This is a genomic window from Lutibacter litoralis, assembly GCF_014646675.1.
GTDB classification, from domain to species: Bacteria; Bacteroidota; Bacteroidia; order Flavobacteriales; family Flavobacteriaceae; genus Lutibacter; species Lutibacter litoralis.
Genome location: NZ_BMNS01000001.1, coordinates 602,684 through 619,224 on the forward strand (window position 1 = coordinate 602,684; position 16,541 = coordinate 619,224).

Annotated in this window: 14 protein-coding genes; 10 read left to right on the forward strand and 4 right to left on the reverse strand. The window is 30.9% G+C overall.

Features of this window, described 5'->3' with window-relative positions:
- Positions 1-81: 81 nt before the first annotated feature.
- Positions 82-441, reverse strand: a complete 360-nt coding sequence (locus IEW75_RS02675) for a hypothetical protein (RefSeq protein WP_134248492.1) — start codon at positions 439-441, stop codon at positions 82-84.
- Between the two features lie 188 nt (positions 442-629).
- Between IEW75_RS02675 and IEW75_RS02680 the strand changes: the two genes are divergently transcribed.
- The 4 genes from IEW75_RS02680 (at position 630) to IEW75_RS02695 (ending at position 6,849) form a co-directional block, all read left to right on the forward strand.
- On the forward strand, positions 630-1,157 hold the full coding sequence (locus IEW75_RS02680; protein ID WP_134248493.1) for a GbsR/MarR family transcriptional regulator: 528 nt from the start codon (positions 630-632) through the stop codon (positions 1,155-1,157).
- On the forward strand, positions 1,141-2,217 hold the full coding sequence (locus IEW75_RS02685; RefSeq protein ID WP_134248494.1) for an efflux RND transporter periplasmic adaptor subunit: 1,077 nt from the start codon (positions 1,141-1,143) through the stop codon (positions 2,215-2,217). Before IEW75_RS02680 ends, IEW75_RS02685 begins: the two co-directional genes overlap by 17 nt.
- A gap of 24 nt (positions 2,218-2,241) precedes the next feature.
- Positions 2,242-5,382, forward strand: coding sequence for an efflux RND transporter permease subunit (locus IEW75_RS02690; RefSeq protein WP_134248495.1), 3,141 nt, complete (start codon positions 2,242-2,244; stop codon positions 5,380-5,382).
- 96 nt (positions 5,383-5,478) lie between these two features.
- Positions 5,479-6,849: an efflux transporter outer membrane subunit gene (locus IEW75_RS02695; protein WP_134248496.1), complete on the forward strand. Its 1,371-nt coding sequence runs from the start codon at positions 5,479-5,481 to the stop codon at positions 6,847-6,849.
- A gap of 78 nt (positions 6,850-6,927) precedes the next feature.
- Here the strand turns inward: IEW75_RS02695 and IEW75_RS02700 are convergent, their stop codons facing one another.
- Both IEW75_RS02700 and alaS read right to left on the reverse strand, forming a co-directional pair.
- The gene (locus IEW75_RS02700) at positions 6,928-7,899 is read right to left on the reverse strand and encodes a GSCFA domain-containing protein (protein WP_134248497.1); all 972 of its coding nucleotides are present in this window, start codon (positions 7,897-7,899) and stop codon (positions 6,928-6,930) included.
- A 222-nt stretch (positions 7,900-8,121) separates the two neighbouring features.
- A complete protein-coding gene (gene alaS / locus IEW75_RS02705; RefSeq protein ID WP_134248498.1) occupies positions 8,122-10,737 on the reverse strand; it encodes an alanine--tRNA ligase in 2,616 nt (871 codons plus the stop codon).
- Positions 10,738-11,139: 402 nt separating this feature from the next.
- Here alaS and IEW75_RS02710 point away from each other — a divergent pair, with 402 nt between their 5' ends.
- The 5 genes from IEW75_RS02710 (at position 11,140) to IEW75_RS02730 (ending at position 14,372) form a co-directional block, all read left to right on the forward strand.
- On the forward strand, positions 11,140-12,111 hold the full coding sequence (locus IEW75_RS02710) for a M23 family metallopeptidase (RefSeq protein WP_134248499.1): 972 nt from the start codon (positions 11,140-11,142) through the stop codon (positions 12,109-12,111).
- The gene (locus tag IEW75_RS02715) at positions 12,111-12,443 is read left to right on the forward strand and encodes a MerR family transcriptional regulator (protein ID WP_134248500.1); all 333 of its coding nucleotides are present in this window, start codon (positions 12,111-12,113) and stop codon (positions 12,441-12,443) included. The genes IEW75_RS02710 and IEW75_RS02715 overlap by 1 nt, the downstream gene beginning before the upstream one ends.
- 79 nt (positions 12,444-12,522) lie before the next feature.
- On the forward strand, positions 12,523-13,131 hold the full coding sequence (locus tag IEW75_RS02720; protein WP_134248501.1) for a LemA family protein: 609 nt from the start codon (positions 12,523-12,525) through the stop codon (positions 13,129-13,131).
- The gene (locus IEW75_RS02725; protein ID WP_134248502.1) at positions 13,131-13,568 is read left to right on the forward strand and encodes a TPM domain-containing protein; all 438 of its coding nucleotides are present in this window, start codon (positions 13,131-13,133) and stop codon (positions 13,566-13,568) included. The genes IEW75_RS02720 and IEW75_RS02725 overlap by 1 nt, the downstream gene beginning before the upstream one ends.
- Positions 13,569-14,372 carry a TPM domain-containing protein gene (locus tag IEW75_RS02730; RefSeq protein WP_134248503.1) on the forward strand — a complete coding sequence of 268 codons (804 nt, stop codon included), beginning with the start codon at positions 13,569-13,571 and terminating at the stop codon, positions 14,370-14,372.
- 66 nt (positions 14,373-14,438) lie between these two features.
- On the opposite strand, the gene IEW75_RS02735 is transcribed toward IEW75_RS02730, so the two are convergent.
- Positions 14,439-14,840, reverse strand: coding sequence for an HU family DNA-binding protein (locus tag IEW75_RS02735; RefSeq protein WP_134248504.1), 402 nt, complete (start codon positions 14,838-14,840; stop codon positions 14,439-14,441).
- Positions 14,841-15,260: 420 nt separating this feature from the next.
- On the opposite strand from IEW75_RS02735, the gene IEW75_RS02740 reads away from it, so the two are divergent.
- The gene (locus IEW75_RS02740) at positions 15,261-16,442 is read left to right on the forward strand and encodes a tyrosine-type recombinase/integrase (RefSeq protein WP_134248505.1); all 1,182 of its coding nucleotides are present in this window, start codon (positions 15,261-15,263) and stop codon (positions 16,440-16,442) included.
- Positions 16,443-16,541: the final 99 nt, after the last annotated feature.

The window sequence follows — 16,541 nt, forward strand, 5'->3', positions numbered from 1 at the left end:
TCATAATTCAAAGTTAAATTACTCAACTCTAAATCTCGCAACTTAATGTCTAGTCTAATATAGGAAGTCTACATAAGGAGCCTACCAAATTTCTGTTGTAGAGGCTGCAGGGTTGTCTAAGTTAACATTTAGCTCAGTGTAGGAAGCTGAATTTGTCGCAGCCATATTTGCTCCAGTTATTTCATAAGTGCCCGTTCCTCTATATCCGAATAGTTTAATTGCAAAAGCTTTTCCATTATTATTTAATGTAATAATTATTAAATTTTCTCCAGGCCTAGCATCTGCAACATTTGCTGAAGATGAAATTTTCATAGATTTATATGATGTGTCGTCAACTTTGGCTTTTAAAGTTCCCGAAGAGGTGCTTCCATATCCTCCTTCATCATCACTTTTTGAGCAAGATGAAAATTGAACTAATAACAAAGACATTGTTAATGCCATAATTTTTTTTAAGTCTTCATAATATGTTAATATTAAAGGTTAGTTCTTCAAAAGTCACATTTTTTTAAACTTTAATCAATATAGCTAATGACGTAGGTTTTTATAGATGTTAATATTATATTAAAATTATTTTTTTAGTTCGTTTGTTTCCGAACTAAAAATGTATATTTGCCAAAAATTTTTTTACAATGGAAAAAAAGGAACAATTAGTAAAAGAAAAATTAGCTTTAGTAGAAGAGCTTGGAATTCATTTTGAGTGTAATGATAATTTACCTCCTTTAGCTTCTAGAATTATAGTTTATCTAATTTTAAATGGAGTTGAGGGAGCAACTTTTGAGGAACTTGTAGAGAAATTAGAAGCAAGTAAAAGCTCAATTTCTACAAATTTGCAGCTATTACAATCAATAAATAGAATTACTTATTTTACAAAGAGTGGTGATAGAAAACGACATTTTAGAATATCTCCAAATTATATGATATCTAGAATGGATGAGAAAATTTCTTTATGGGAAGAAGAAAAAAACAATCACCAGAAAATATATAATTACAAGGAAAAAATGTTACAAGTAAACAATGCATATCACGAAAATCACTTAAGTCTCCAATTTAACATGCAGATTATAGAATTTATTAACAAGATGATAAATAATTTAACAGAACTAAAGCAAAATCTATTAACGATAATAAACAAAGAAGAAAATGAAAAAAATATTTAAATATACAATAGCAACGTTGTCTGTTGTTTTTTTTATAAGCTGTAAAGACAATAAACCTCAACAACAGCAGGCAAGAGGTCCAATACCTTTTGCTGTAAAAGCGGTAGAAATAGAAGACGCTGTTGTAAATCAAGAGTATTCAGTTAATTTAGAAGGACAACAAAATGTAGAAATAAGGCCAAAAGTAAATGGTTTTATTCAAAAAATTTATGTGGATGAAGGTCAGTTAGTTAAAAAAGGACAACTTCTTTTTAAATTAGAAACACAATCGTTAAGCCAAGATGCTGCAGCTGCAAAAGCCAGAATTAATGTTGCTCAAGTAGAAGTTGATCGTTTAATTCCATTAGTAGAAAGAAATATAATAAGTAAGGTACAGTTAGAAACAGCGAAAGCCAATTTAACACAAGCCAAAAGTAATTATAGTAGTATAATTGCTACTATTAATTATGCAACCATTACAAGTCCTGTTAATGGTGTTATAGGAGGTCTACCTTATAGAGAAGGGAGTCTTGTTGGTAGTACAATTGCAGCCCCTTTAACTACAGTATCTGATACAAAAAAGGTTAGAGCTTATTTTTCAATGAATGAAAAAGAACTTTTGAATTTTAGTAGAACATTTACGGGGCAAACTATGCAAGAAAAAATAAATAAGATACCTGAAGTTTCTCTTGTTTTAATTGATGATTCTAATTACCAGCATAAGGGAAAAATTGAAACTATTAGTGGTTTAATTAACCAACGAACAGGAAGTACAGAGTGTAGAGCTATTTTTTCAAATCCTGAAGGTGTTTTAAGAAGCGGAGGTAGTGGTACTATTAAAATTCCATTTATAGAAAAAAATATTATTCTGATTCCACAAATTGCTGTTTTTGAAATACAAGGAAAATATCATGTATATGTTGTAGGAGATAACAATAAGGTAAGTTCAAGAGTTGTTGAAGTTAAAGGAACTTCAGAATTAAATTACATAGTTTCTAGTGGTTTAAAAGAAGGTGAGTTAGTTGTAATTGAGGGTGTTTCAAAATTAGCTCAAGGTCAAGAAATTTCTCCTAAAAAATAATAAGATACCAATAAAGTTTAAATTATGATAAAAATGTTTATTGAAAGACCAGTTCTTTCAACTGTAATATCTATAATAATAACAATTTTAGGTGTTTTAGGATTGATGTCGTTGCCAGTTGAGCAATATCCAGAAATTGCTCCACCTACAGTTCAAGTTAGTGCAAATTATACTGGAGCAAATGCTGAAACAGTATTAAATAGTGTTATTATCCCTTTAGAAGAAGAAATAAATGGTGTAGAAGGTATGACTTATATGTCTTCAACAGCAAGTAATAATGGGGCAGCAAGTATAAGAGTCTTTTTTGAACAGGGTATAAACCCTGATATAGCAGCAGTTAATGTTCAAAATAGGGTTTCTAGAGCTACCAGTAAATTGCCTTCTGTTGTGGTTCAAACAGGTGTAACTACCGTAAAAAGTCAAACAAGTGCATTACTGTTTTTCTCATTATTTTCAGAGAATAAAGAGTACGATGATACTTTTGTTCAGAATTATGCAAAAATTAATATTGTTCCTAAATTACAAAGGGTAAACGGAGTAGGTCAGGTAACTATTTTTGGAGGTAAAGATTATTCAATGCGTATTTGGATTGATCCTCATAAAATGGCGATGTACAATGTTATACCATCTGATGTGCAAACTGCTTTACGTGAACAAAACATAGAAGCCGCTCCAGGTAAATTTGGTGAAAATGCTGATGGAATTTATGAGTATACAATTCGATATAAAGGTCGTTTATCTGAAACTTCAGAATACGAAAATATTATTATAAAATCTCTTGGCAATGGTCAATTTTTAAGATTAAAAGATGTTGCAACAATAGAATTAGGAGCGCTTAGTTATACATCTCGAAATATGGGGATGGGTAATCCAGGTGTTGCAGGTGGTGTTTTTCAAACTTCAGGATCAAATGCAAGAGATGTTACTTCAGAAGTAATGGAAATTCTAGAAGAAGCATCTAGAGATTTTCCAGAAGGGATGCATTATATAGTTCCTTTTAATGTTAAAACATTTTTAGATGCCTCAATAGAAAAAGTAATTTCAACAATCTTAGAAGCTTTTATCTTAGTATTTATTGTTGTATTTGTATTTCTTCAAGATTTTCGATCAACATTAATTCCTATGATTGCTGTGCCAGTAGCACTTATTGGAACATTTTTCTTTATGAATCTATTTGGGTATTCAATTAATATGTTAACACTTTTTGCAATTGTACTTTCCATTGGTATTGTAGTGGATGATGCAATTGTTGTTGTTGAGGCCGTGCATGCAAAATTAGATCAAGGAGCAGCCTCAGCTAAAGAAGCAACCGTTTCTGCAATGAGTGAAATTACAGGAGCTATTGTATCAATTACCTTAGTAATATCTGCGGTGTTTGTGCCTGTTACTTTTATTAAAGGATCTTCAGGGATATTTTACCAACAGTTTGCCATTACTTTAGCAATAGCAATTATTATCTCTGCAGTAAATGCATTAACCTTGAGTCCTGCTTTATGTGCTTTATTTTTAAAACCTCATAAAGAAAAAGAAGGTAAATTAACACTTGTAGAACGTTTTGATGTTGCTTTTAATACTGGGTTTGATATTATGCAAGGAAGGTATAATAGGATATTAAAAACATTAATAAAAAGAAAATGGATTACAGGAGTAATATTAATATTAACCGTAGCAACTGCACTTTATTTATTTAAAACAACACCTACGGGGTTTATTCCTTCAGAAGATAGAGGTGTTATTATGGCAGATATTTCTTTACCTCCTGGATCAACATTAGAAGAAACTCAAAAAATTGTAAATAGTTACGATTCTATTCTAAATTCAATGGATATTGTTAAAGCAAGAATGAATGTAGTTGGGTTTAGTTTATTAAATGGCGTTAGTGGAGGGTCTTATGCATTTTCTATTATAGAATTAAAAGATTGGAGTGAAAGAAAGGAAGCAAATGAATCGGTAAATGCAGTAGTTGGGCAACTTTTTGGAAGAACAGCGAGTATAAAAAATGCTAAATTAATATTTTTTACACCTCCTAGTGTTCAAGGTTTTGGTACTGCAGATGGTTTCGAATTTAAGTTGCAAAATAGTGGAGATGGAGATTGGTTAACAATGAGTAAAACATCTAATGCATTTCTTGGGGCATTAAATGCAAGACCTGAAATTCAATATGCCATGACAAGTTTTAATCCTAATTTCCCACAATATCAAATAGACATTAATCTTGAAAAAATTAAAGATGCAGGGTTAACGGTTAGTGAAATTTTTAATACACTACAAGGATATTATGGTGGATTATATACAACAGATTTTAACAAATTTGGAAAGCAATACCGTGTAATGGTTCAAGCAAAGCCAGAAGATAGGGCAACACCTGAAACGTTAAACAGTATTTTTGTTAGAAATAATGAAAATGAATCGGTTGCAATTAGTCAATTTGTAAGTTTAAAAAGAATTTACGGTCCAGAGTTTGTATCTCGTTATAATCTTTTAAAATCTATAAGTGTTACAGGTAAAGCCAATCCGGGTTATAGTACAGGAGATGCAATTAATGCAATAAATGAAGTTGCGGCACAACAATTACCAAAAGGATATAGTTATGAATTTTCAGGAATGACTCGTGAAGAAATTCTTGCTGGAGGTCAATCTATTTGGGTATTCTTATTAAGTTTAGTCTTTGTTTATTTTTTGTTAGCAGCACAATACGAAAGTTATATACTACCGTTGTCTGTGTTGTTTTCATTGCCTGTAGGTGTAGCCGGAGCAATATGGTTTATAAATTTAGCTGGTTTAGAAAATAACATTTATTTTCAGGTAACATTAATTATGCTGATAGGTTTATTGGCTAAAAATGCCATTTTAATTGTTGAATTTGCTTTACAGCGAAGACGCCAAGGCTTGTCTTTATACGAATCGGCAATTCAAGGAGCAAAAGCGCGTTTACGACCAATAATTATGACATCCTTTGCATTTATTTTTGGGATGCTCCCATTGGCTTTAGCAGGTGGTGTAGGTGCTGTAGGAAATAAATCTATTGGAACAGGTGCTGCCGGAGGTATGTTAATAGGAACCTTGGTTGGGGTTTTAGTAATTCCGGTATTGTTTGTAATCTTCCAAGGATTACAGGAAAAAGTTGGGCATAAACCAACGGAAAATGATCCTGAAATCTTATAAAATAAAGAAATGAAACGAGCATGCTAAAAAGTTGATTACTCAACGAAATGATTAATAGCGAACAGCATGTAATCGTTAAAAAAACAAAATAGACACATGAAAAAACAAAATATATCAAAACTACTAATTGTTTTAATTGCGAGCGTACAATTGCAATCGTGTTTTGTAGCTAAAGACTATAAAAGTCCGGAGGTTAAAACAGCTAATTTATATAGAACAGATCAAGTATTAGATAGTACATCAATAGCATCTATTTCTTGGGATAAATTATTTACAGATTCTTTTTTACAACAGTATATAAATGAAGGTTTAGCGAATAATTATGACGTACAAATTGCTTTAGAAAGTTTAAAGGCTGCTGAAGCAACCATGAAGCAAAGTAAGCAAGGAAATATACCTACTTTAACCGGGAATGCATCTTGGGTACACCAAACATATAAAGATAGTGATGATTTTAATCAATATGAATTGTCTGGAGCATTGTCTTGGGAAGCTGATATTTGGGGTAAAATTAGAAGTAATAAAAGAGCGTCAGTGGCTTCATATTTACAAACTGTTGCTGTTCAACAAGCTATTCAAACACAAATTGTAGCAAGTATTGCTTCAACCTATTATCAATTATTAGCTTTAGATGCTCAAGTAAAAGTAGCAGAAAAAACATTGATTAATAGAGTTGAAAGTGTAGAAACCATAAAAGCTCTTAAAGAAGCAGGAAATGTAAATGAGGTATCGGTTAAACAAACGGAAGCTCAACAATATGCTACAAAAATTATTTTAAAAGATTTAAAATACAATGTAAAAATTATTGAAAATACATTGAGTATCTTACTGGGTAGAACAGCAGGAGAGATAGAAAGAGGTACTTTTAATTCTCAAGAAATTACTGCAAATATTGCAGTGGGTGTGCCAGCTGCCTTATTAAGTAATAGACCAGATGTAGTTGCAGCGGAGTTTAATTTTAGAAGAAGTTTTGAACTTACCAATATTGCTAGAAGTAATTTTTACCCTTCGCTAAGGGTTAGTGCATCAGGTGGTTTTCAAACTATTGAATTAGAAGATTGGTTTAATACAAAATCGCTATTCGCATCTGTATTAACGGGTTTAACACAACCTATTTTTAATCAAAGAAAAATTAAAACCAATTTCGAAATTGCGCAAGCAAATCAACAAAAAGCATATTTAGAGTTTAAGCAAACATTGTTGTTAGCAGGAAAAGAAGTTTCGGATGTTTTGGCCGATTATGAAAATGAAACCGAAAAGTTGTCTATTAGAAAAAATCAGTTAGAGGTGTTAACACAAGCAGCTAATTATTCTGATGAGTTATTACAATATGGAATGGTAAATTATTTAGAGGTGTTAACCGCTAAAGACAATGCGTTAAATACTGAGTTGGCATATATAACTAATAAATACAACCAATTGGATGCTGTAATCGCTTTATATAGAGCATTAGGTGGAGGTTATTAAGTTATACTAAAAAAAGTAAGTTAGTTTGATTGTTGAAAAAGGGGAAGTTATTTATTTAATTTCCTCTTTTTTATGTTTTTAAAATTTAATACCTAACTGGTTTTCTAACTCAATTATTTTTTGATGAAGATTCTTTAAAAATAATTGATGTTGCGCAGAAGTTGGATTAAATGGTTTATGAGCCAAGCCTTTTTGAATAGTGTCCACTTCTTTTAATATTGGAAATGTTTTTTTATCAATCCAAACTTGTTTAAATTGATCCCAAATGTAGTTGATTGCAGTTTCATTTGGATGCAGCATATCGCCATTGTAAAAGCGATAATCACGTAAATCATCTAGCATAATTTCATAAGAAGGAAAATAAGATAATTCTGGAAGCAGAGCAGAGTCGAAGTCTTGTTTTTGAATTTCAATTAATTGATGAATTGCAGTTAATAAATGCGCTTTACTTTGCATGTTTTCTACAAAACCATCTTTTAAATGCCGCACCGGACTTACCGTAAAAATAATAGTAACTTTAGGATTTATATTTTTAATAAGTGTACAAATAGCAGTTAATGAAGCAACAATCTCATCAACAGAAAGTAGTGCTTTTGAAAATTGTTTTTGAGGAATTTTATGACAATTTCCAACAATTTTTGCTGTTTCATTATTTCTATAAACCCAAGAAGTGCCTAACGTAATTAGTATATGCGAAGCTGTTGTTAACTTTTTATTTGTTGCTTTTATTGAAGTATTTAAATTGTTTAATAATTCATTTTTTGAAATTGCACTTAAATCGGAATGCGCATCAAAACAATGCCAACGTTCGTTAAGGTAAAAAATATCTTTTTCAGCGTATTCTTTTTTATAAATTGCATTGGTTATTAAGGTTTCAATAGCAATTGGATTGAATAAAATACCGAACGGATTGCTAAAAGTATTGAATTTAAAATAGTGTAGTTTTTTACTAATATTTTCTGAAAAACAAGAACCTATTAACACTAAATTTGAATTGTAATCTAATTGATTATTTTCAGGTTTTAATAATATATTGGTTCTAAAATTCATGTATTCTTTTTTAAAGGTTACACTGTTTACGTTTTCTGTCATTCCTGTGAAAACAGGAATCCATACGTTATTAAAATAGATTTCTACCTATGCAGGAATGACAACATAAAATTCATTTTTAGGTGATTGAACGGAGTCGAATATTATCGATTAAAGTATTTTAAAGTGGCTTCGACTCCACTCAGCCACCGCAAATTCAAAATAGTAAACTTTGATTTTTAACTAGACAATATACCTTTTTGCTTCGCTTAACGCTTTTTCTATACCTTCAGGATTTCTTCCTCCAGCAGTTGCGTAAAATGGTTGTCCGCCTCCGCCACCTTGGATTAATTTTCCTAATTCACGAACAACTGTTCCTGCGTTTAAGTTTTTTTCAGCAACTAAATTTTTAGAAATAAAGCAGGTTAAAAATGCTTTACCTTCACTTTCTGTTCCAACCAATAAAAATAAATTATCAATTGCGTTTCCTAAATCAAAACACAAATCTTTAATACTATTTTGATCTAAATCTAGTTTTTTAGCTAAAAAGTTAACACCATTTATAGCTTCTACTTCATGTATTAAATCGCCTTTTAAATTTTTAGCTTTGTCTTTTAGCAAGTTTTCAATTTGCTTTTTAAGACTTGTATTTTCATCTTGTAAATCTATAATTGTTTTTAGCGGATTTTTAGAATTTTTTAAATAGTCTTTTATTTCAAAAAACGCCCTATTGTTTTCAAAATAAAAATCTTTTGTAGCATCACTTGTAATGGCTTCAATACGTCTTACACCCGCAGCGATGGCGCTTTCTGAAGTGATTTTAAAATGCCAAATATCGCTTGTGTTTTGTACATGTGTTCCACCACAAAGCTCCACCGATTGTCCAAATTGAATGGCACGAACCGTATCGCCATATTTCTCTCCAAACAATGCCATTGCGCCTTTTTCGAGAGCTGTTTCCATTGGGATATTTCTAAATTCTTTTAACGGAATTTTACTATCAATACGTGCATTTACAAAATCTTCTACTTCACGTAATTCATCAACAGATAATTTTGAAAAGTGAGAAAAATCAAAACGTAAGTTTTTTGAGTGCACTGCCGAACCTTTTTGTTCTACATGAGTTCCTAAAACTTCTCGTAACGCCTGATGTAATAAATGTGTAGCGGTATGGTTACAAGCTGTTCTAAAACGTTGCTTTTCATCTACAATTACGTTAAAAGTTTGTGTTGGGTCTTTTGGTAAATTTTCGGCAAAATGAATAATTAAATTATTCTCTTTTTTGGTATTTACAATATAAATAATGTTACCGTTAGCAACTTCAATATATCCTTTGTCTCCAACTTGACCACCACCTTCTGGATAAAAAGGAGTCATATTAAACACTAATTGGTATAAATCTCCATCTTTTTTTGATGAAACTTTACGGTAGCGTGTAATTTTAACTTTTGCTTTTAAAGTATCGTATCCAATAAATTCCTCTTCATCGTCATCATCATATAAAACAACCCAATCGTCTGTTTCAACAACTGCAGCGGCTCTAGACCTATTTTTTTGTTTTTCTAATTCGCTTTTAAACCCTTCTTCATTTAAAGTCATTCCTTTTTCAGAAAGAATTAAAGCCGTTAAATCTATAGGGAAACCGTAAGTATCGTATAATTCAAAAGCTTTTTTACCTGAAACTTCAGCTCCTTTTGTATTGGCAATAATACCATCTAACAACACCAATCCTTGGTCTAAAGTTCTTAAAAATGAATTTTCTTCTTCTTTAATTACATTGGTAATTAACTGTTTTTGAGCTTTTAATTCAGGGAAATAAGGTCCCATTTGTTTGCTCAATGTATTTATCAGTTTATAAATAAATGGTTCGTTGGTATTTAAAAATGTAAATCCATAACGAATGGCTCTTCTTAAAATACGTCTAATTACATATCCAGCACCATTGTTAGAAGGCAATTGTCCGTCTGCTATTGCAAAAGCCACGGCTCTCACATGGTCTGAAATTACACGAATTGCAATATCTATTTCCTCATTTTTACCGTAATCGTTATCTGTAATGGTTTCAACTTCTCTAATAAGTGGAGTAAAAACATCGGTATCGTAATTAGATTGTTTGTTTTGTAAAACCATACACAAACGCTCAAATCCCATTCCTGTATCTACGTGTTGTGCTGGTAATTTTTCTAGAGAACCATCAGCTTTACGGTTGAATTCCATAAAAACTAAATTCCAAATTTCCACAACTTGCGGATGGTCCATATTCACTAAGCTTTTTCCAGAAACCTTTGCTTTTTCTTCAGCAGAACGAATATCTACATGAATTTCGGAACAAGGTCCACAAGGTCCCTGCGCACCCATTTCCCAGAAATTATCCTTTTTATTTCCGTTTATAATGCGGTCTTCGCTAATATGTTTTTTCCAATAGTCAAATGCTTCTTGATCAAAGCCTAACCCATCTTCTTTTGCACCTTCAAAAACAGAAACATATAAACAATCTTTATCAATTTTTAAGATATCTACTAAAAACTCCCAAGCCCAATCAATGGCTTCTTTTTTAAAGTAATCGCCAAAACTCCAGTTTCCTAACATTTCGAACATAGTGTGGTGGTACGTATCTTTACCAACTTCTTCTAAATCGTTATGTTTTCCAGAAACACGCAAACATTTTTGCGAATCTGTAACACGTTTATTGGTAGCATTTTTCTGACCTAAAAAATATTCTTTAAAAGGTACCATTCCAGCATTGGTAAACATTAATGTTGGATCGTTTTTTAAAACCATGGGAGCTGATGGTACAATAGCATGTTTTTTTGATGCAAAAAAGTCTAAAAATTGCTGACGTATTTCTTGTGATTTCATGAGTCTATCTTATTGTTTTTTATAGGTTACATGCTGTTCGCTATTAATCAGTTCGTTTGGCAATAAACTTTTTAATATGCTCGTTTCATGAGTCTATTTTATTGTTTTTTATAGGTTACATGCTGTTCGCTATTAATCAGTTCGTTTGGTAATAAACTTTTTAATATGCTCGTTTCATGAATCTATTTTATTGTTTTTTATAGGTCTCTAATAATTTAAAAATACATTAATTTTTGTTGTATTTAAAGCATTATTCAAGACAATTTCAATGTTAATTATATACTAAAACATACCTGTTTTAATTATTTTGCAAAACATTTTGTAATTTTGCTTAAATCTGCACTACAATAAATTTTACTATAGCGGCGTTTTGTTGTGCAAAAATAAGATAAATTATAGACAATGGCGAAGGTAAAATATTATTACGATTCTGAGACGCTCTCGTATCAAAAGATAAAACCAAAAAAAGGTCAGAAAATTAAAGGTTTATTGTTAACCTTGGTGGCTGGTTTTGTGTTTATGATACTAGGTTTTGTAGTATTTACTCCAATTTTTGAATCTCCTAAAGAAAAGGAATTAAAACGCGAATTAGAATTTGTTAAGTTAAACGAAGAATTACACGCTAAAAAAATAGCGCAATTAGATAAAATATTAAAAGAAATTCAAGATAGGGATAACAATATTTATAGACTGTATTTTGAAGTAAACCCAATTCCAGAAGAACAACGAACTGCAGGTTTTGGAGGAGTTAACCGTTATAAAGCATTAGAAGGTTTTGATAATTCTCAAATGATAATGGATGTTACTAAAAACATGGATATTTTATCTAAACAGTTATATGTGCAATCAAAATCGTTGGATGAAATTGTAAAATTGGCTGAAAACAAAGAAAAGTTATTGGCGGCAATTCCAGCAATTCAACCTGTAAAAAAGGAAGATTTAACACGTATGGCATCTGGCTATGGATGGCGATCGGATCCGTTTACAAAGGCAAGAAAACGCCATTGGGGAATGGATTTTACAGCACCAAGAGGCACACCTATTTACGCAACAGGCGATGGTGTAATAATTAGAGCCGATCAAGGTTCTGCGGGTTATGGAAAACATATAAGAATAGATCATGGTTTTGGATATATTTCGTTGTACGCACATATGAGTAGGTACAATGTTAGAAAAGGACAAAAAGTAAAACGTGGCGATTTAATTGGTTTTGTTGGTAATACAGGACGCTCACAAGCACCGCATTTGCATTATGAAATTCATAAAAATGGTAGAAAAATAAATCCAATTAACTTCTATTACGGTAATTTATCTCCAGAAGAATTTGAAGCTATGCAAAAAGAAGCTCAGAAAGAAGGTCAATCTCTAGATTAATGTATATAGACTTACCAGAAAAACGCTATTATAAAATTGGGGAGGTTGCAAAAGCTTTCGGCTTAAACACGTCGCATATACGTTTTTGGGAAAAAGAATTTGAGATACTAAAACCAAAAAAAAATAAGAAAGGAAATCGTTTGTTTACAGCCGAGGATCTTAAAAACTTGCAATTAATTTATCATTTAGTTAAAGAAAAAGGATTTACGTTAGAAGGTGCTAAAATTAAAATGAAGCAAGAGCCAAACGCTGTTAAAGAAAACCACGCTATTATTATGCGACTAGAAACTATAAAAGCTGAATTGATTCAGATTAAAAATCAGCTTACATAATTTTTTTAAGTAATTTAGTAACATTGTTGAAATAAAAACAACTAATTAAATAATAACATAAACTTTAAATACAACGAACATGAAAAAGTGGCTAATACCAGTAATTATAATTGCATTACTTGCTTTTGGTGGATATACCTGGGTAAAAGGATTTTACAATACAGGAATACAATTAAATGAAAATGTTGCAGAAAGTTGGGGAAATGTAGAAACAGCCTACCAACGTAGAGGTGATTTAATAGGTAATTTGGTAAAAACAGTACAAGGTGCGGCAGATTTCGAAAAAGAAACTTTAACATCGGTTATTGAAGCACGTGCAAAAGCAACATCTGTAAACATTGACCCTTCAAACATTACACCAGAGCAATTATCACAATTTAACCAAGTACAAGGTGGTTTAAGTGGTGCTTTAAAAAGTTTATTGGTTACCGTAGAACGTTATCCAGACTTAAAAGCAAATCAGAACTTTTTAAAATTACAAGACGAATTGGCGAGTACAGAAAATCAGATTTTAACTGCACGTACACGTTTTAATGAAGCTATTAAACCGTTTAATAACCACGTTAAAACATTTCCAAATAATATTTTGGCAGGATTTTTTGACTTTGACGGGAAACCGTATTTTGAAGCTGAAGCTGGTACTGAAAATGCACCAGATGTTGAATTTGATTTTGGAAAAAAAGAATAATGTATAAAGTTGAAGATTTTTTAACGGCAACGCAAGAGCAAGCATTAATTGAAACGATTAAAGTTTCAGAAAAAAATACTTCAGGAGAAATCCGTGTTCATATAGAAAAATCTACAGAAAAATCTCCAATGGATAGAGCATTGGAGGTTTTTTATATGTTAGAAATGGACAAAACTGAGCTAAGAAACGGCATACTTATTTATGTAGCCGTAGAAAGTAAAAAAATAGCTATTATTGGCGATGAAGGCATTAATAATTTAGTTCCTAAAAATTTCTGGGATGAAGAACTAGCCATGTTAATTAGCTATTTTAAAGCTTCAAATTTTACGAAAGGACTTGAACTTACAATTCTAAAAATTGGTGAAAAACTAAAAGAGTTTTTCCCTTATCAAAAAGATGATTCGAATGAGTTATCTGACGAAATTTCTAAAGGATAAATGATTTCTAGATACAACATATTAAAAAAAAATATAGCTTTTTTTATAGCAATTTTAGTTGTTCAGGTTGCTTTTGGGCAATTTACAATTCCAGATAAACCGAAGCTACAAACTAGTGTGTACGATTATGCTAACTTGCTCTCTGCTTCTCAAAAAAGCACTTTAGAACAAAAGCTAATCAGTTATTCCGATTCTACTTCAACCCAAATTGTAATTGCAACTGTTGAAACTATAAAAGGAGAAGATATTGGTATTTTAACGCCAAAATGGGCGCACCAATGGGGTATTGGACAAGCAAAGGAAGACAATGGTGTTTTTATTTTATTAGCCAATAAAGAACGTAAAATATGGATTTCTCCTGGTTATGGAGTAGAGCATAAGCTTACGGCAGGTATTACAGGAACCATTGTTAGAACTATTATTATTCCAGAATTTAAACAAGGCGATTTTTATGCGGGTTTAGATAAAGGAACTTATGCTGTTTTTGAAGTTTTAAACGGTACTTATAAAAACAATGCGCCTGCTAAAAGCGAAAGTGGAGGCTTTCCTTCATTTATTATTATCATAATAATCATTTTTATTTTATTAATTATTTTTTCGAAGAAAAACCGAGGAGGAGGAAACGGAGGTAGAGGCTTTAGAGATAAGTCAACCGCAGCAGATATATTAACTGCTATAATATTAAGTAGAGCAGGAAGAGGTGGTTTTGGAAGCGGAGGCTTTGGCGTTGGATCTAGTGGCGGTTTTGGCGGAGGTTTTGGCGGTGGAGGATTCTCTGGTGGTGGAGCAGGAGGAAACTGGTAGTTGCTTTTTAAGGTTTAAAGAAAAAAATAGCATTTTAAAAAATAATCTCAACTCTCTATAATTAGTTTATTTACTTCTACTACCTTCTTTGTAGGTTTTAATTCCTTTTTTTAACCATCGTTTTAAGACTACAGAAGGCTGAAAGTTTAAATGGTATTTTTGAATATTTCGTTTAGGCGTTAGTTTTGAGGCGTCTGGATCGGCTTTGCATTTAAAGCCGACTTTAAATTTTCCTATATTCTCTAAATCTACCATTTTCCCGTCTTCTAAATGAAACTGCAGTTTTTCACCTAAGGCATAAAGCACCATTTTAATATCCACTACACTCAACGTACATTCATTACTAATTTGGTGACTAATTTGGTCTAAATCTACTACTCCAGTGCTTACAGCTTGCATAATATACTGAGGTTCTTTATTATTGGCAATGGTATTACTTCGTTTTGTAATGCGGTATCGTATAGGCATATTTAACTATTAGTTGTTAATAAAAAAATGGATGAATACCTTTTTAACTACAATTATTTTATATCTTTGATATAACCTTTAAAAGGTACATTTCTCAAAGTTACAAATTTATTGTAATATTTTCAAAAAATTAAATTAGTATTCTTGCAAAAATAAACTAGTATATTTAATATAAAAATACTAGTATTTTTAGTAATAAGTATACTAACTTTGACGAAGTTTCTTAGTATCTATGACATTATTTATACGTATAGTTGACAAAAAGTATAGGTATAAATATTTTTATACATTGTATTCCTTGTAATATGTTAGGTTAAAATATTGATATTTTAGTTTCATTTAATTAAGTAATATTAGATTAGGAATTATAATCCTTGTTAATTTTAATTTTTCATTAAATTTTGATATATTTGAAATGCTATGAAAAATCAGTTACTTCCCACTATTATTCTTAAAAGAGAAGCAATACATAATATTGATTCAATATTGCTGTTTTTTAAGTATAATAATCAATTGCTTTCAATAATTAGAACTATTGGAAAATTTAAATGGAGCAAATCCAGAAGATGTTGGCACGGAAAATTTAACCAAGAAAATTTAAAGTTGGTAAGAAATTCTTTTGGTAATTTAACAACTATAAAAGAAGATGCCTCTTTATACAGCGTTCCCAAATACAATATTATAAGGTCACCAAGAATTTTAAGTAATGACAATAAAAAAATCTTAGAAGCTTTTATAAAGTACCTAGATGGAAGAATGTATGGAAAAAGTACCGTTGAAACGTATTCCGTTTTTATTGCTGATTTTTTAGATTACATTAAAGATAAACCACTAAATACATTAACGAATAGAGATGTGGAGCTGTTTGTTGAAGATGTATTTATCCCAAAAAAATATAGTATCAGCACACACAGACAATTTATTAGTGCTTTAAAGCTTTTTAAATTATTTTATCCTGAATCTAAGATAGAAGCTCTGAATTTAATAAGACCTAAGAAATCGAAATTTTTGCCAATTGTATTATCTCAGCAAGAACTATTGGAAATTCTTAGAGTTACAAAAAACCTAAAGCACAGAGCTATTTTGGCATTAATTTATTCATGTGGATTAAGGGTTGGGGAACTTATTAACTTGGAATTAAAACATATTGATGTGCACCGACTTCAGGTAGCTATTAAGAATAGTAAAGGAAGAAAGGACAGATATGTTAATATGGCTGTTAGTTTAACTCCATTAATAAACAATTATATTCGAACTTATAATCCTGTTATATATTTTGCCGAAGGCGCACCAAGTAATAAGTACACGGCAAGTAGCGTTAGAGCTTTTTTACGAAAATCTTGTAAACTTGCAGGGATTACAAAAACAGTAACACCGCACACTTTAAGACATAGCTATGCTACACATTTATTAGAAAATGGAACTGATATACGATTGATTCAAACTTTATTAGGACATAATAAACCAGAAACCACTATGATTTACACGCATGTTTCTACAAGAAGTTTAGAAACAATAAGCAATCCTTTAGATGAAGCTGTAAAGAAGTTTAAAATTAATAAGAACAAAGATGAATATTTGAAAATAAATCGAAATATTTAAAAATGATAATAGTCATATTAATAATTAATGAGATCTTTTATATTTGAATGTCAGTCCCTAATGCTATGAATTTTAAAATTAATAACACATACATTTATT